16 protein-coding genes are annotated in these 15474 nt (G+C 59.3%); 10 read left to right on the top strand and 6 right to left on the bottom strand.

Annotated features, from left to right (window positions below; genetic code table 11):
• Positions 1-210: 210 nt before the first annotated feature.
• Positions 211-921, top strand: coding sequence for an EthD domain-containing protein (locus BW974_RS18430; protein WP_076431716.1), 711 nt, complete (start codon positions 211-213; stop codon positions 919-921).
• 98 nt (positions 922-1019) lie between these two features.
• On the opposite strand, the gene BW974_RS25835 is transcribed toward BW974_RS18430, so the two are convergent.
• Positions 1020-1184 (bottom strand): hypothetical protein, encoded by a 165-nt coding sequence (locus tag BW974_RS25835; RefSeq protein WP_175609741.1) that lies wholly within the window; start codon positions 1182-1184, stop codon positions 1020-1022.
• 332 nt (positions 1185-1516) lie between these two features.
• Here BW974_RS25835 and BW974_RS18435 point away from each other — a divergent pair, with 332 nt between their 5' ends.
• Both BW974_RS18435 and BW974_RS18440 read left to right on the top strand, forming a co-directional pair.
• Positions 1517-2116 carry an HD domain-containing protein gene (locus BW974_RS18435; protein WP_076431718.1) on the top strand — a complete coding sequence of 200 codons (600 nt, stop codon included), beginning with the start codon at positions 1517-1519 and terminating at the stop codon, positions 2114-2116.
• A gap of 90 nt (positions 2117-2206) precedes the next feature.
• Entirely contained in the window at positions 2207-2713 is a 507-nt protein-coding gene (locus tag BW974_RS18440; protein WP_076431720.1) for a YciE/YciF ferroxidase family protein, read from the top strand.
• A 275-nt stretch (positions 2714-2988) separates the two neighbouring features.
• Here BW974_RS18440 and BW974_RS18445 read toward each other — a convergent pair whose 3' ends face one another.
• From BW974_RS18445 to BW974_RS18455, 3 genes are all read right to left on the bottom strand, one after another.
• Positions 2989-3954 carry an NAD-dependent epimerase/dehydratase family protein gene (locus tag BW974_RS18445; RefSeq protein WP_076431722.1) on the bottom strand — a complete coding sequence of 322 codons (966 nt, stop codon included), beginning with the start codon at positions 3952-3954 and terminating at the stop codon, positions 2989-2991.
• Between the two features lie 95 nt (positions 3955-4049).
• A complete protein-coding gene (locus tag BW974_RS18450; protein WP_076431724.1) occupies positions 4050-5771 on the bottom strand; it encodes a thiamine pyrophosphate-binding protein in 1722 nt (573 codons plus the stop codon).
• Positions 5772-5890: 119 nt separating this feature from the next.
• Positions 5891-6547 carry a helix-turn-helix domain-containing protein gene (locus tag BW974_RS18455; RefSeq protein WP_076431726.1) on the bottom strand — a complete coding sequence of 219 codons (657 nt, stop codon included), beginning with the start codon at positions 6545-6547 and terminating at the stop codon, positions 5891-5893.
• An 89-nt stretch (positions 6548-6636) separates the two neighbouring features.
• On the opposite strand from BW974_RS18455, the gene BW974_RS18460 reads away from it, so the two are divergent.
• Both BW974_RS18460 and BW974_RS18465 read left to right on the top strand, forming a co-directional pair.
• Positions 6637-7035, top strand: a complete 399-nt coding sequence (locus BW974_RS18460; protein WP_449267259.1) for a DUF7344 domain-containing protein — start codon at positions 6637-6639, stop codon at positions 7033-7035.
• A 109-nt stretch (positions 7036-7144) separates the two neighbouring features.
• Positions 7145-8332, top strand: a complete 1188-nt coding sequence (locus BW974_RS18465) for an MFS transporter (RefSeq protein WP_084186397.1) — start codon at positions 7145-7147, stop codon at positions 8330-8332.
• On the opposite strand, the gene BW974_RS18470 is transcribed toward BW974_RS18465, so the two are convergent.
• Entirely contained in the window at positions 8288-9013 is a 726-nt protein-coding gene (locus tag BW974_RS18470; protein ID WP_076431732.1) for a helix-turn-helix domain-containing protein, read from the bottom strand. The genes BW974_RS18465 and BW974_RS18470 overlap by 45 nt on opposite strands.
• A gap of 162 nt (positions 9014-9175) precedes the next feature.
• Here BW974_RS18470 and BW974_RS18475 point away from each other — a divergent pair, with 162 nt between their 5' ends.
• From BW974_RS18475 to BW974_RS18495, 5 genes are read left to right on the top strand one after another with little or no spacing between them, the layout of a single operon-like run.
• Positions 9176-10855, top strand: coding sequence for an ABC transporter substrate-binding protein (locus BW974_RS18475; protein ID WP_076431734.1), 1680 nt, complete (start codon positions 9176-9178; stop codon positions 10853-10855).
• Positions 10856-11809, top strand: a complete 954-nt coding sequence (locus tag BW974_RS18480) for an ABC transporter permease (RefSeq protein WP_076431736.1) — start codon at positions 10856-10858, stop codon at positions 11807-11809.
• Positions 11806-12804 carry an ABC transporter permease gene (locus tag BW974_RS18485; RefSeq protein ID WP_076431738.1) on the top strand — a complete coding sequence of 333 codons (999 nt, stop codon included), beginning with the start codon at positions 11806-11808 and terminating at the stop codon, positions 12802-12804. The genes BW974_RS18480 and BW974_RS18485 overlap by 4 nt, the downstream gene beginning before the upstream one ends.
• Positions 12801-13856 carry an ABC transporter ATP-binding protein gene (locus tag BW974_RS18490; RefSeq protein WP_076431739.1) on the top strand — a complete coding sequence of 352 codons (1056 nt, stop codon included), beginning with the start codon at positions 12801-12803 and terminating at the stop codon, positions 13854-13856. Before BW974_RS18485 ends, BW974_RS18490 begins: the two co-directional genes overlap by 4 nt.
• Complete coding sequence (locus tag BW974_RS18495; RefSeq protein ID WP_076431741.1) at positions 13853-15172, top strand: ABC transporter ATP-binding protein; 1320 nt, start codon at positions 13853-13855, stop codon at positions 15170-15172. The genes BW974_RS18490 and BW974_RS18495 overlap by 4 nt, the downstream gene beginning before the upstream one ends.
• Here BW974_RS18495 and BW974_RS18500 read toward each other — a convergent pair.
• Positions 15169-15390, bottom strand: a complete 222-nt coding sequence (locus BW974_RS18500; RefSeq protein WP_076431743.1) for a hypothetical protein — start codon at positions 15388-15390, stop codon at positions 15169-15171. The genes BW974_RS18495 and BW974_RS18500 overlap by 4 nt on opposite strands.
• Positions 15391-15474: the final 84 nt, after the last annotated feature.

Below are 15474 nucleotides of genomic sequence, written 5' to 3' on the forward strand. Positions count from 1 at the left end.
CTGATTGCATTTGCTCGGATTCGAATAGTTCGAATATTGTGTTCGCTGCCGCTGTTTGGTGTTGCTATCGTTCTGCGAGTTGTTTCTCCCGTCAAACATCGGAAACGACGGTGTCAGTTTTCACGCCGATGTTCGTTTCACCGTCTACGTTCAGTCGAATCGACATACTTCGCGTGTTTTATCACATGTCGAATCCTGCCTTCGGGTGGTATGTACAAACACGTCGCGTTGCTGGTTCGCAAGGACGGGATGACACACGACGAATTCGTGGATTACTGGCAGAACAATCACACGAAAATCGCCCGCGAAATCGAGGGTGTCACGAAATACTCCACAGTCCTTCCGGTCACGCCCGACGCTGCCGAATTTGACGGTTTGGCGGAACTCTACTTCGAAGATTTGGACGCGCTGCACGATGCACTCGGTAGCGAGGGTTCTCGGGATTACGACCCGGACAAAGGCAAGGCGAAGGAGGCCCGCGAGGACGTGGACAACTTCCTCGCCCTAGAAGAGCGCCCGCGATTCATCGGCGAAGTCGTCACGCAGAAAGACGAAGTCGATGGCGACACCGACGGCTTGTACAAACACTCCGCCTTCCTCGTCCGGCAGGAGGGCATGTCCCACGAGGAGTTCGTGGACTACTGGCAGACCAACCACACCGCCATCGCTCGCGAAATCGAAGGCGTCGTAAAATACGACACTGTTCTCCCAGTCACGCCCGAAGAATCGGAGTTCGACGGCATCGCAGAACTCTACTTCGAGGATTTGGACGCCCTGCACGACGCACTGGGGAGTGAAGGTTCGCGGGACTACGACCCGGACAAAGGCAAGGCGAAAGAGGCCCGCGAAGACGTGAACAACTTCCTCGCGCTGGAGGACAGACCGCGGTTCATCGGCAAAGAAACCGTTCAGAAAGACTAACGACTAGGTTTTTCAGACGGACGTTTTCTTTGTGTATCGTTAGTAGTCGCCCACTCTGGTCGAATTTTCATCGAGATAGTTGACTAATATGTAACATATTAATAACGAATCACGTCAACAAATAACCGCAACCGCCCCCGCACCGCGACAGCCACGTCCTCCCCAACCGACTCTTTCAACTCGCTGTCGCTCGTTTCAGTCGTCCCTCGCGTGATAATCGGCAGGCCTTCGGGATCCCGAAGGCCTGCCAACGCACGCGCCACGGTACTGGTGAAGATTCACGCAATACTGATTTTTCAACATGGCGCGCGAAGGCGAACCACTGGTTCGCCCGCACGAGGGATGACCGGAATGAGCGTCAGCGAATGAAGGGAATCGGTTGGGGAGGGACGTGGGCGGTTGCGGGGCGGTTTCAGTGGAGTCGTGATTTGCTACCAGCAGTCTCAGGAACACGTTCTGTCGGCTCTCATGATTGGAGTCATGCTCTGTTAGTACAAATCTCAACACATGGTTCTGTAGCGCCATTCCTGATTCCAATTTCCTGTTTTTTCACGAATGCACGAACCATTAGGTACCGGCCCACAAACAGCACAGTATGACCGACTACCCCAACTACCGCGAACAGGTCGAAGACGCGTATCCGGAACTCGAATCTATCGAGGATGACGAACTGCGAGAGCAAGTCATCGAAGCGTGGGTCTTGGGCCTCGAACGCGGCGGGTGGAAGGACATCGCCGACATCCCCTACGCGTGGAACATCCACGAGGTGACGAACGTCGAACACGTCCGCGGGGTAACCCGAATCGCCATGCGTGCCGCCGAAGAACAGCGCGATTTTCACGGTGCCGACCCCGACGAGGACGTCATCATCGCGGCGTGTCTGCTTCACGATGTCGGAAAATGCTACGAGTACGTCGATTTCGTTGACGAGGAAACCCTGCTCTCGCCCGACCCGACCTACGCGACCGAAGAGATTCCACACTCGATTTCGGGGTACGCGCTGGCCCACGAAGTCGGCTGCCCGCTCGCGGTTCAGCGCGCGATTCCGCATTTCCTCGGCGAAGTGCCGAAACGAACCTTGGAAGCCGAACTGGTCAAAAGCGCGAACTCGGCGAGTTCGAACGCGATTACCCAGTCCGCGATGGGCATCACGCTGAAAGAGTGGGTCAAGGAGTACAGCCAGACGCAAAACTGAGTTCGCTCCCTGCGGGACTGAAGAAACTCACTTTTTTGTAGCCACAACGGCTATTGAACACCCTCTCTCATCCCCGCCGGGGTGAGGGAAATGCAAGTCAATTCACTGCACGACCTATTCGTGTACGAACTGCAGGAGATGTACGACATCGAGAACAAACTCGTCGGTGCGCTAAACGACCTCGCGACCGAGACGAGCAACGAGGACATCAGCCGAGCGTTCGCGGAACACCGGGAGGAGACGGAAAATCACGTTTCGAGGGTCGAAGAGGCCTTCAACGCGCTCAATGAAATCCCCGAACGGCAGGACAATGACGTGGTCGATGGGCTCATCAACGAACACGACAAGTTCGAGAGTATCGCCACGAACGAAGACGTTCGGGACATGTTCGCGCTAAACGCCGGAATGAAGTCCGAGCGATTGGAAATCACCGGCTACGAAGGACTGCTCATGCTCGCCGACCAACTCGACTTCGGCAGCGACGTCACCGACCCGCTTGAGTCGAACATGAGCGACGAAAAGGATGCATTGAGCGACCTACAGGACTTGGCTGGCGGTTCGAAACTCAAATCGCTCGTCAGCAGACTCACCGGATAGCTGATCCGTCTCTTCGATTTTCACTGTTCGATACGGATCCTCGCCGCTTTTGAGCCGTTCAAACACCGATTTTTCAATAACTACCCAAACAGATATCGAGACGGCTTTCTGGATAGGTTTCTGAAAAGCTATCTAGATGTATATCCAGATAGTCATGGGGTATTCTGGTAGTGGGTTCTCTAAAACGAAGACGCATCTGTCTCGGGTTTCGTCTCCCCAAAACTTCGAAAAGAGCGATGAATTCGCGTGTGTTCGGCGTTTTAGACCAGTTCCACTTAGACTTGCTCTAAGCCGTTCTCCTCCCGCAGCACGTTGATGTACTTTCGGAACCCGCTTTCCAAATCGTACTGTGGTTCGTAGCCAAGTTCCTCCTGAATCGCGGTCATGTCGAGCTTCTGTGTCCACGGCAGTTCGCCCTCGTCGGACACCTCCAAATCGGCGTCGGGCATGATTTTTTCGACCGTCTCCGCGGCCTCTCGAATCGTCGCCACGGTTCCGCGAACGTTGTAGACACGCTGTTCGATATCCTTCTCGGGTGCGAATGCCGCGAGGCGGAACGCCTGCGCGATGTCCTCGACGTGTTGCCAGTCGATGACTTGGTCGCCGTACTCCACGCTGAACGATTCGCCGAGTGCGGGCTTTTCGATGATGTTCGCGAGGAACGCCGAGCCACCGGTTTCGCGGTAAGGTCCGTACGCAACCGTCGGGCGGAGAGCGACGTGCGAAAGGTCGTAATCCTCGAAGTACACCCGCGCTTGGTGTTCGTTAAACTCCTTCGTCGCGCCGTAGAGCGTGTCGGGATAGACGAGGTCGTCTTCCGTAACCCATCCGTCGTCGTAGTTCGCTGGCGGGGCGAACACCGCCGCGCTGGACGCCCACGCTACGCGCTCGACTTGGTCTGAAAGGGTTCGCGCGGCCTCGAACACGTTGTTCGTCCCCTGAACGTTCACGTCGATTGCGAGACGCGGGTTCTCACGCGCCGTAGTTGTGAGGAGCGCCGCGAGGTGGACGATTCGCGTTGCGCCGGTTTCTTTTACCGCTCGAATCACGTCCGTCGGGTCGGAGAGGTCGCCGCGACGGACTTCCACGTCCTCTTCGACGCCGAGTTTCTCCAGAATGCGCGTGTCGGTCGAAAGGTCGTATGCGACCACGTCGTGGCCGTGTTCCACGAGGTCTTTCGCCGTGTACGACCCGATGAAGCCTGTGCCACCGGTGACGAGCACCGTCTCGCTTTGAGCCATGATTTTTCAGTCACGGGGTGACAGGAAAAGGTTTTCTTCCCGCTATCAGGCTATGTCCGGAATTGGCTGACCTAGAAAAACTCGCTTCCAATTCCCTATTCGTGCAGTCCGCCGACTTCCGCGTAGAACGACGACTGCAACTGTTCGGCCATATCCTCCTCGCGGTCGATTCTGGCGTCGATGACGAAGGGCAGGTCGCTTTCCTTTCCTTCCCGCAGCGCGTCGGCCAGTTCGTCCGGCGTCGTCGCGCGGGTTCCATCGGCACCGAAGCCTTCTGCCACTTTCACGAAGTCGGTGTCGTGGAACTCGACGCCCGCGATGTCGCCGTCTTCTTCTTGCATCTGACGCACCATGCCGAGGCTGGTGTCGTTCAGCACGACGAAGGTCGGAGCGACGCCGTATTCCACAGCGACCTCCACGCTGGTCATCGTCATCGTGAATCCGCCGTCGCCAGCCACGCTGATAACGTCCTTGTCGGTCGAGAGCGCGGCGCTCACGGCGGCGGGGGCCGACCAGCCCATTCCGCCCACTCCGCCACTGCCGAAGTAGGTGCGAATGCCGGGCGTCTGCAAGTAGTTCAACAGCCAGAATCGGTTGTTGCCCGAATCGGCCGTGACGATCGTGTCTTCGTCAACCAGCGCCTCGATTTCTTTCACCGCGCGCTGTGGTTTGATGGGCGAGGTATCGCTCTCGCATTTCTCGGTGAAAAAGGATTCGCGCGCCGAGGAGGCGCGCTCCCGTGCCCAGTCGTTGTTTGCGCTTCCGGCGTCGGAAAGTGCTTGCAGGCTCTCCTTTGCGTCCCCAATCAGGCCAACGTCGGCGGGGTACACCCACCCCGCGTTTCGCGTGTCGATGTCGGCGTGGATGATGGTCTGTTCGTCCGGGCGGATGAACGACGACGCCTGCCAGTTCGTGTCCATCGGGTTCATCCGACACCCGACGACGAGGAGGGTGTCGGCCTCGCTGACCACCTGATTCGCGCCTTCGTGGCCGAACGACCCGATGACGCCCGCCGCGAGGTCGTGGGTTTCCGGAATCGTGGACTTGCCCAGATAGGACGTTGCCACTACTGCGTCGTAGGCCTCTGCGACGGATTCGAGTTGGTCGTAGGCGTTCGCGGAGTGAACGCCGTTTCCGGCGACGATGACGGGACGCTCGGCGGATTCGAGCGCCTCCGTCGCTTTCGCTACGTCGCCGTCGGTCGGTTTCGACTCCCAATTTTTGACTTGCTCCTCGCTGTCCCATACCGGTGGAACCGGATCTTTCGGCACGTCGTCGGTAATCGCGTTCCCGTCCAAAATGACGGCGGTCGGTCCCGACCGACCCGCCGTCGCGTGTTTAAACGCCAGTTGGACGCTGCGAAGGGTTTCGGTCGGGGTTCTTGGGAACCAGTGTTCTTTCGTCACGCCGTCTAGAATCTTTGGAAGCGAGAGGCCGCCGTAGTCGCCGCGAGACTGCTGGTAGGGTGCGAGCGTCGAATAATCGCCGCGCTCGCTCGCCTCCGTCAGGACGACCATCGGTGAGGAGGCGAGGCGGGCCTCCATCTGTCCGATGACGCCGAGGCTTCCAATCCACGGCCCCTGTCCGGCGAGCACTGCGGGCTTCCCGTGCAGGCGACCGTACATCTCAGCCATGACGCTCCCCTCGCGTTCGTCACGTGGTCGGACGACGTCCACGTTCGACTCCGGCAGGTCGTCCAGCAGTTCGATAACTCGTCCGCCGGGATAGCCGAAGACGTACTCCACGCCCAGCGATTCGAGTACGGAAACCAGCGATTCGCTCGTCGTTTCCCCGTCGGTGTCGTCAACACCTGTCATGCTAGTCGAAGCCATCCACTCCCGTCTCTTTGTTCTGTCGGTTACGACGGTTGGATACGGTTCTATCCTCACTCCGCACCGCGTTTCCGGTGTGGATTCCTGGGTACCTCGTTTCGTGATTAGGATTGCTCGTTGTCGGAACACACTGTACACTCGATGAGCGTCTTCACTCCACGGCGGAACCGTTCCGACGCCGCCGTTTCGGAGATGTCGAATTCGTCGCTCAAATCCGCGAGCGAACTCTCCCGCGGAATCTCCAGATACCCGCACTCGACGGCCATAACTAGGGTCTCTCGCTGCACGCCAGTCAGTCCGAATCGGGGCGTGTCGGGGTGTTCTCGTTCCTCATAAAATCGGTGGACGACGAACTCTATCTCGTGCTCTCGACAGAAATCACGAAACCGGCCGAATGCTTCCCTGTCGGGAAACGCCGCGCGGAACTCCCATCCGTCATGCGTCGCGGTAACCCGTTGTAAAATACTCGCTTCGTTGACCAACAGGGGATAGATGCTCGTTCGTCGTGCTTCTCCTTTCAATTCGGTCTGGTACAATCGCTGTTCGCCGAGTTCGATAGTTCGTGATGGAGTCGTGACGGTAGAGTCTTCTTCGAGCGCGTCCTCGAACGCTTCGAAATCGCCGCCTTCCGTCCAGAAAAGGAGTTTGTGCCGGCCCTCCTCGGTTCGGTCCGATTGCTCCCACGTAAGCTTCATTTTGGGGGCACGGCTTAACGCATCTCGCAAAACCGGATAATCGAGCCGAAATTCGACGATTATCATTCTAATCTCCCCAGTTTCATTCCGTGGTTGCTATTCTATGTCCTCTGCTAGCAATTGACAGTGACGGGTTAAAAAGACTACGAATATTGATGCAGATTCGTTATTCTGTTCGCGAGGGTGGTAGAAGATGGAGAAAGAACGTGAACATAGAGACGGAAACGATCAACAAGTTGTTTGAAATCCTCAGCAATGAGCGGCGGCGTCGATTGTGTGTCTACATGGTAGAATCGGACGACGAGATATTTTCGTTCGAGGAACTCGTCGGTCAGTTCGTATCGGGAGCGTCGAACGTTGACGTGACGGTAGACGAGACAGTAGCGAAACGCCGCGACCGTATCGCAATCGCGCTTCATCACTCCCATCTGCCGAAACTGGCTGATTTCGGTATCATCGAGTACGATATGGAAAGTAAGACGACGCGATACGAGGACTTTCCCGTAGACAATCTCGCTGACTGGATGATGGAAAACCGCCGAATTTCACAATAATATCGGGGCTGTCGGTACGCCCCCGACTCGATTCGGGCGACCTTTTATAACCGATACCGAACCAACACCCACTGTGAACAGTAACGACCGAACCATCGTCGGACTCGCGATGCTCGCGCATGCGATGGTTCACACCTACGAACTCTCCTTTCCCATCTTCCTCACCGTCTGGCTGTCGGAGTTCGGCACCACGACGGGAACGCTGGGAATCGTCGTGGGCGTCGGCTACGCGCTGTTCGGACTCGGGGCACTACCGGGCGGTGTCCTCTCCGACTCCTACGGTTCGCGTAGCCTCATCGTCCTCTGTCTGTTCGGGATGGCCGGGTCGTTCCTCCTGCTCTCGGTTTCGCCAACGCTCCCGGTGGTCGCGTTGGCACTCGTGTTGTGGGGTCTCTCGGCCAGCGTCTACCATCCCGCCGGACTCGCACTGTTGAGCAAAGGCGTCAGCGAACGCGGAAGCGCGTTCGCCTATCACGGTATGGCCGGAAACTTCGGTATCGCCTTCGGCCCCTTGGCGACGACGCTCCTCTTACTCGCGTTCGATTGGCGAACCGTCGTCGGAATCCTCGCTGTTCCGGCGATTGTTGCGGCGTTCCTCGCGTTCCGAACCGACATCGACGAATCCGCGGCGGTCGAGGGGCAGGAAACCCGCGCCGACGGCGGGGTTTCCTCCCTTTCCGACTTCCTCGGCACGTCCCGAACCCTGTTCGCCGGATGGTTCATCGCCGTCTTCGGCGTCGTCATGATGTCCGGACTGTACTACCGCGGCGCGCTCACCTTCCTCCCCGACCTGCTCGGTGACCTGCCGATGTTCGCACCGGTCGATTTCGCCGGGGAATCGCTGGAACCGGCGCGATACCTCTACGCCGGACTGCTGACCGTCGGCATGGCCGGACAGTACGTCGGCGGCAAACTGACCGACAGGGTCGAAAACGCCCGCGCAATCGCGGTGTCATTCGGACTGTTGGCGGTCATCGCGCTGGTCTTCGTACCCGCCTCGAACGCCGGACTCGTGCCATTGCTCGCGGTCAGTTTCGTCCTCGGGTTCTGCCTGTTCGTCGTGCAACCGCTGTATCAGGCAACTGTCGCAGAATATACGCCGCCGGAAGCCCGCGGAATCTCCTACGGTTACACCTATCTCGGCGTCTTCGGCGTCGGTGCACTCGGCGCGACAATCGCAGGGGTCGTCCTCCAATACTTCTCCTCCACCGTGCTGTTCGCCGTCCTCGCCGGATTCGCGGTCGTGGCGTCCCTACTCGGAACTCTGCTGGCGTTCCGAGGCCCGAGCACCAGTTGAGGAGAGACGGTTTCCGACCTCTTCCATCACTTTCCCTTCTGCACGGGCGAGGTGCTCCCACGCGGTTGTCGAGGCTATCCCAACTGTGTCGGCGATGTCCTCGATACTCGTCTCCTTTTTCGGTCGGTAGTAGCCGAGTTCGATGGCGGTTCCGAGCACCTCGCGCTGTCTTCGGGTCAGTTCGGACAGCACGCGGGAGAACTCCAACTGTTCTTGTTCTCCTACTTGATCAACTTCGACATTCCTGACGAGGTCGGTTTCGTTGCCCGCCCGTTCGAGGGAGGCGACGATTTCGTTCAAATCGTCGGATTCATCCAAAAATAGAGTCCACTGCTCCCACCCTGCCGTGATGGTTGCCCCGGTTCGATAGTGGACGCCCAAATCGGTCAATCGCTGTGAGATGCTGTCCCACTGATAGCTGTCGATGGTGACAGCCACAAGGACGCGGGGAACGTCGAGTGGCGTCAACGGGTTCACTTTCAACACTGCTGGTGCAGCAGCGAACTCATCGAGGAATCCAGCGATGGCGGATTCCGGGCCGGTTAGCTCGATGATACGCTTTCGCTCGGCGGCACTTCCGGTCATCGAGGAGACGGAGCGAATCGTAATCGTTGGATAGTCGGCGCTGATGTCGCTCTCGGGTTCCCCGTGATGGCGAATCCGGAGCGTCACTTCTCGCATGCGCGTAGTTTACGAAACCGAACGAGGTGAACCTTCGCATTAGAGAAGTTAAAAAAGCCTCATCAATTACTATTGATATATTATGAATTTTAGAGGAATTTTGGAATGCGGATATATTCGGGTGTACAACGAAGTGGGTATGTTGATGTGTACCTGTATACCATGGGAAAACGTGGCAACATTTCGGACGAAGACCTAAGCGGTCCGGTGGTCGACCGCCGGACGACGATGAAACTCCTCGGCGTGGCAGGTATCACCAGTTTGGCTGGCTGTACCGGCGGCGGCGACGGCGGGGATGGCGGTGGCAGTGGTGATGGAAGCGGAAACGGCGACGGAACGACCGGCGTACCCTCGAAAGGCCAGCGCGGTGGCCGACTCAGCGCCGGTTGGTTCACCGGTAGCATCGACGTGTTAGATCCGCCATACATCAGCGTCGGCCAATACTTCCAAGTGGCCGCGAACGTGTTCAGCGGCCTCGTTACGCTGAAAGAGGATCTCACGATTCGTGGCGACCTCGCAAAGGACTGGACGGTCAGCGACGACGGGACGAAATTCACGTTCAACCTCCGCGAGGGTGTGAAGTTCCACGACGGGTCGGATTTCACCGCCGAGGACGTGGAGTACACCATCAACCGGACGATTTCCGAGGAGGCCCCCGCGGCCTCGAAACTGGAGTCGCTCAAGGCAATCGACGACGGCGGCGTCGTCGTTCAGGACGATTACACCGTCGAACTCAGCTTCAAGGAACCGATGGCTCCTGCTCTCATCTATCTCACGCGGGGTCCCGGCCGTGCGGCGACAATCGTCTGCAAAGAAGCCATCGAGAAGATGGGCGCGGAGCAGTACAAGGTCAAACCGGTCGGCACGGGACCGTTCAAGGTGACGAAACACCAAATCGGCTCCGGCGTCACCCTCGACGCCTTCGAGGACTACTTCGAAACGGACAGCGAGGGGAACGCGCTTCCCTACTTGGACGGCATCGACATCAAACCGATTCCGGAACCCGCGACCCTCGTGAACGCACTCCGGAGCGGCGACATCGACTTCGCCAACCTCGTTCCGCTTCAGAACGTCTCGAAGGTGGAACAGTCGAGCGACGTCGAAAAGCTCTCCGCGCCGGGAATCAACTGGTACGGGTTCGCGATGAACCAGCGCCGCGAACCGTTCAGTTCGCGCAAGGCCCGCATGGGTATCGCAAAATCCATCGACAACGAAGCCTTCGTGAACGCGGCCTACTTTGGCAACGCGCTCCCCGACACCGGGCCTATCAACAAGGCGACTAACTGGGTCTGGCGCGACGACAAACCGACCGACCAGCAGTACGACCCGGAGGCCGGGAAGCAACTCCTCCAAGAGGCGGGTGTGGAAGGGGCGTCGTTCCACATCCTCACTGACCAGAGTAGCCTTCGCGGCGCGAAGGCGATGCGCCAGCAGTTGAACAAGGCCGGATTCAACGTCAGCATCGAGCAGGTGACGAGCTCGACCTACTGGGAGCGCTACGAAACCGGCGACTACGACACCACCATCAGCGGCAGTGTCGGAGACCCAGACCCCGACCAGTCGCTCTGGAACTTCTACCGCAATCCGGACGACGGCGGCGTCTGGAACTGGGTGAACTTCGAGAACCAGAAAGCCCACGACCTGCTGGCGAAACAGCGCACGGCGCTCGACCGTGAAGAACGCAAACAGGCGCTTCACGAATTAGAAGACCACCTCATCAAGCAGGTTCCACACGCCTACCTGATGCACCAGAACGACATCGCCGCAAAACGCTCTACCGTGAAGGGTTTCACCCACATCCCCTTCTTACGTAACTTCCACACGACGTGGGTCGAGGAGTAGATGCGCCAGTACGTCGCAAAACGGGTGGTTCACGCTGGCTTTATCATGTGGCTCGTTGCGACCACGGTGTTTTTCGGCCTCCGCATGATTCCGGGCGGCCCGGTTCGAACCATGCTCGGACAGGAAGCCACGCCGCAGGCCGTGGCCGCCCTCCGCGCCGAACTCGGCCTCGATAGGCCGCTTTACGTGCAGTATTTCGACTGGCTGTTGGACATGGCCACGCTGAACTTCGGCCAGAGCCTCAGCACCGGCCAAGCGGTTTCCACGCTCGTGGGACAGGCCGCGCCCAAGACACTTTCCATCGGCGTCCTCGCCATCATCGTCGGCCTCGGAGTCGCAATTCCGACCGGAATCATCAGCGCGACCCGCAAAGGCGAGGGTGTCGATTACGTCGCAACCGTGGCGGCGTTCCTCGGCGTCTCGATGCCCGCGTTCTTCGTCGGCATCCTGCTGGCGCTGGTGTTCGGCGTCTGGCTGAGCATTCTCCCTGTCTTCGGCTACACGCCGCCGAGCGAGGGGATTCGTCCGTGGCTTGAGAGCATCCTGCTCCCCGGCATCGCGGTTGGATTGCCCTATGCCGCCGTCGTGATGCGAATGATGCGCTCGTCGCTGTTGGAAGTGCTGACCAAGCCGTACATGCGAACGGCGCGCGCGAAAGGCGTCAGCAACCGCGTGATGCTGTATAAACACGCGCTACAGAATGCGATGATTCCTGTGATTACCGTCGCTGGCATCCAACTCGCGCTGGTTCTGGTCGGCAGTGTCACGGTCGAACTGGTCTTCGGCATCCAAGGCCTCGGGCGCTTGCTCGTGGATTCGATGCTCGATAGAAACTACCCGGTGACGCAGGCGGTCATCCTTATCGTCGCCGCCGTGATGGTGTTCACGAATCTCGCTGTGGACCTCATCTACACGGTTATCGACCCGCGCATCGGCTACGGAGACTCACAATGACGGAACACACCGAACCGGGCGTCGGCCCGAACACGCCCGCCGAACCCGGGCCGTCCGACGTTCCACCCGAATATCAGGAGGAAGAGCACTACGAAGAGCACAAAACCACCCGAAAGCGAGTCGTCGAAGGCATACTGGGGGACAAGATGGCGCTGTTCGGAGCCATCGTCGTCGTCCTGTTCATCTTCACGGCGGTGTTTGCGCCCTACGTCGCACCCCACGACCCGGAAGCCACTTTCGGCTTCATGCAGGGACCGAACAGCTATTCGGAAGGGAACTACGACGCGGACGCCAGCATTGACCGCGTTTGGCACCCCCTCGGAACCGATTCGTTCGGCCACGACGTTCTCTCACGGATGATTTACGGCGCACGCGTTTCGCTCCTCGTCGCGCTCGCAACCGTCGCAGTCGCGTTCACGCTCGGAACGGCGATTGGTCTCCTCGCCGGGTTCTACGGCGGGTGGGTAGATAGCGTGTTGATGCGCTACGTGGACTTCCAGTGGGCGTTTCCCGAACTCATCTTAGGGGTCGGTATCATCGCCCTCTCCGGCGGATTGGGCGTCACGAACGTCGTCATCGCAATCGGTATCGCGTACATCGACGATTTCGCCCGCCTCGTCAGGGGTGAGGTGCTGTCGCTCCGCGAGGAGGAGTACGTCATGGCGGCCCGCGCAATCGGCATGAGCAACCGCAGAATCATGACCCGCGAAATCCTGCCGAACGCGGTTGCCCCGCTCATCGTGCAGGCGACGCTGATGATTCCGCTGGCAATCCTCGCCGAGGCAGGTCTGTCCTTCCTCGGACTCGGAGTCAAGCCGACGACCCCGACGTGGGGCCTGCTCCTCTCGGACGGACGGCAGTTCATCGGCGATGCGTGGTGGATTAGCGTCATGCCCGGTTTCGCAATCATGCTGACGGTGCTCGCGTTCAACATGCTCGGCGACGGCTTGCGCGACGTGTTCGACGTGAGCGAAGGGGAGGTAGAGAGCAGATGAGCCTCCTCGAAGTCGAAAACCTGCACACGCGGTTCCCGACGCCGAGAGGCACGGTTGACGCCGTGAACGAGGTTGACCTGCGAATCGAACCTGGCGAAATCGTTGGCCTCGTCGGCGAATCCGGGTCGGGCAAGAGCGTTCTCGCCGACACAATCATGGGCATCATTGAGGAACCGGGAGAAATCGCGGGCGGTGACATCCGACTACACGGCAATTCACTGCTCGAACTACCCGAATCGGAGCGCAGGGAAATCCGCGGCGGGACGATTTCGATGGTGTTCCAAGACCCGATGAACAGCCTCAACCCGACCCTGACCGTCGGGGAGCAGATTGCAGAAATGGTTCGTCTCCACCAACCAGTCGGCGAGTCGATTAGCCTCCCCGCCGAACTCAAGCGCAAACTCATCGGCTCGGCGAAAAACGGCGAAGCATGGCGAAAAGCTATCGAGATGTTAGAAAGCGTCGAGATTCCGGAACCGGAAAGTCGGGCGACCGACTTTCCACACGAGTTTTCGGGTGGAATGCGCCAGCGTGCGATGATCGCCATGGCGCTCGCCGCGGAACCCGATTTGCTCATCGCGGACGAACCGACGACGGCGCTGGACGTGACGATTCAAGCCCAGATTCTCGACGAACTCAGGGATTTGAAGGATGCATTCGACACGGCGATTTTGCTCATCACGCACGACCTCGCGGTCGTCGCGGAGGTGTGTGACCGCGTGAACGTGATGTACGCCGGAAAAATCGTAGAGCGTGCGGAGACGGGAGAACTGTTCCGCAATCCACAGCACCCCTACACGCAGGGATTGATTGCCAGCACGCCCCGACTTGACGCGCCGACGGAAGCACTGCAACCGATAGAGGGGAACGTCCCCGACCTCATCGATATCCCCTTCGCGTGCCACTTCGCGCCACGCTGTCCCGAGGCGACGAGGGAGTGTTACGAAATCGACCCCGATTTCCGACCGGTCGGGAAGTCGGCTGAGTACGGGACGAACGACGACCACGTCGCGGCGTGTCTGCGCCGCGGGCCACAGGAGGAACAATTATGAGCATGCAGACGACCGGACACAAAAAACGAACCGACGGCGAACCGCTCTTGACCGTGCGCGGACTGAAGAAGCATTTCGACCAGTCCAGCGGCGTCCTTGACAGATTGGTCGGCGACACTGGAAGCGTTCGGGCAGTCGATGGCGTTGACCTCACGGTTCACGAGGGGGAAACGCTGGCAATCGTCGGCGAATCCGGGTGTGGGAAAAGCACCCTTGGTCGCACGGTTCTCAACCTCCACGACGCTACTGCGGGTTCGGTGACCTACCGCGACGAGGAGATATCTGAACTGTCAGCGGGCGAGATGCGCCCCTACCGCAGAAACCTCCAGATGATATTCCAAGACCCGCTGGCCTCGTTGAACCCGCGCCAGACAGTCGGCGAAATCCTCACCGCACCGATGGAGGTTCACGGAATCGGTGCGGACGGCGAGGAACGATTGGAACGCGCGAAGGAACTGCTCCAGCGAGTCGGACTCAAACCGGCGCACATCGACCGCTACCCGAACCAGTTTTCCGGTGGCCAGCAACAGCGCGTGGGCATCGCTCGCGCGCTGTCGCTGGAACCGGATCTCATCATCGCGGACGAACCGGTGTCCGCGCTGGACGTGTCGGTGCAGGCACAAATCCTCAACCTGCTAGACGAACTGCAGGACGATTTCGGCCTGTCGCTCGTGTTCATCGCGCACAACCTCTCCGTGGTTCGCCACGTCGCGGACCGCGTGGCGGTGATGTACCTCGGAAAGGTCGTGGAAACCGCGCCCGTCGAGGAACTGTACGACGATCCACAGCACCCCTACACGAAATCGCTGCTGTCGGCGGTGCCGCGAATCGATCCCGGCGACCGCGACGACCGAATTATCCTCGAAGGGACGGTTCCTTCGCCGCTGAATCCGCCGACCGGATGCCGGTTCCACACGCGCTGTCCGATGGTGATTCCACCGGAAGATTGGGCCGGAAGCGAGGAGAATTTCCGGGCTGCATTCACGTTCCGAAACCGCGTCCTGTCAGGCGAACTCGACCCGGACGCGGCCAAAACCCGACTGTCGGCGGAGGGGAAGAATACCGACGACGAAACCGTCGCGTCGTATCTCGTTGAGCAACTCCTTCCCTGCAATCCGGCAGACCTGCCGCCGAACGCGGCGGATGCAGTTTGGGAGGCTGGAGACGCGCTGGCAACTGAACAGCGCGAACGGGCGGAAGAGGTCGTGACTGCGGCGTTCCCGTCGCCCTGCGAGCGGGAAACGCCGCAGCCAGTGTCAGCAGGCGAGGGCCACGTCGCGGCCTGCCATCGCGTGCAGGCCGAAAATAACACTTAGTCGTCTCTCGGTTCCGTCTGCTCCTCGTCGGAACTGGCCGAGTCCGATTCGTCGTCCCGCGAGACGACGTTTCCTCCGCACTCCGGACATTCGGATTTCTCGACGTAGAACCGCTTTTCGCAGTTCTCACACTCGTATTTCGCCTCCTCGGCCGCGATGGACTCGGAGGTTTTCTTGAACTCCTCTACTTTCCGACCGAGGTTCTTGAACAGGCCCATCGCTATCACTCGACAAGAGGCGAATCTGCGGGATAAATCTTGGGTGAAATGTCGCACGTTCGACCGACACAATACGCCTCGGAA

It is taken from the genome of Haladaptatus litoreus (assembly GCF_900156425.1).
GTDB lineage: Archaea > Halobacteriota > Halobacteria > Halobacteriales > Haladaptataceae > Haladaptatus > Haladaptatus litoreus.

Coding starts and splice junctions, on each gene's coding strand:
- BW974_RS18470 (WP_076431732.1), bottom strand. CDS start 9,013: ATGCGAGAAGTGACGCTCCGGATTCGCCATCACGGGGAACCCGAGAGC.
- BW974_RS18435 (WP_076431718.1), top strand. CDS start 1,517: ATGACCGACTACCCCAACTACCGCGAACAGGTCGAAGACGCGTATCCG.
- BW974_RS18460 (WP_449267259.1), top strand. CDS start 6,637: ATGCAGATTCGTTATTCTGTTCGCGAGGGTGGTAGAAGATGGAGAAAG.
- BW974_RS18490 (WP_076431739.1), top strand. CDS start 12,801: ATGAGCCTCCTCGAAGTCGAAAACCTGCACACGCGGTTCCCGACGCCG.
- BW974_RS18465 (WP_084186397.1), top strand. CDS start 7,145: ATGCTCGCGCATGCGATGGTTCACACCTACGAACTCTCCTTTCCCATC.
- BW974_RS18495 (WP_076431741.1), top strand. CDS start 13,853: ATGAGCATGCAGACGACCGGACACAAAAAACGAACCGACGGCGAACCG.
- BW974_RS18455 (WP_076431726.1), bottom strand. CDS start 6,547: ATGATAATCGTCGAATTTCGGCTCGATTATCCGGTTTTGCGAGATGCG.
- BW974_RS18500 (WP_076431743.1), bottom strand. CDS start 15,390: ATGGGCCTGTTCAAGAACCTCGGTCGGAAAGTAGAGGAGTTCAAGAAA.
- BW974_RS18475 (WP_076431734.1), top strand. CDS start 9,176: ATGGGAAAACGTGGCAACATTTCGGACGAAGACCTAAGCGGTCCGGTG.
- BW974_RS18430 (WP_076431716.1), top strand. CDS start 211: ATGTACAAACACGTCGCGTTGCTGGTTCGCAAGGACGGGATGACACAC.
- BW974_RS18480 (WP_076431736.1), top strand. CDS start 10,856: ATGCGCCAGTACGTCGCAAAACGGGTGGTTCACGCTGGCTTTATCATG.
- BW974_RS18485 (WP_076431738.1), top strand. CDS start 11,806: ATGACGGAACACACCGAACCGGGCGTCGGCCCGAACACGCCCGCCGAA.
- BW974_RS18445 (WP_076431722.1), bottom strand. CDS start 3,954: ATGGCTCAAAGCGAGACGGTGCTCGTCACCGGTGGCACAGGCTTCATC.
- BW974_RS18450 (WP_076431724.1), bottom strand. CDS start 5,771: ATGACAGGTGTTGACGACACCGACGGGGAAACGACGAGCGAATCGCTG.
- BW974_RS18440 (WP_076431720.1), top strand. CDS start 2,207: ATGCAAGTCAATTCACTGCACGACCTATTCGTGTACGAACTGCAGGAG.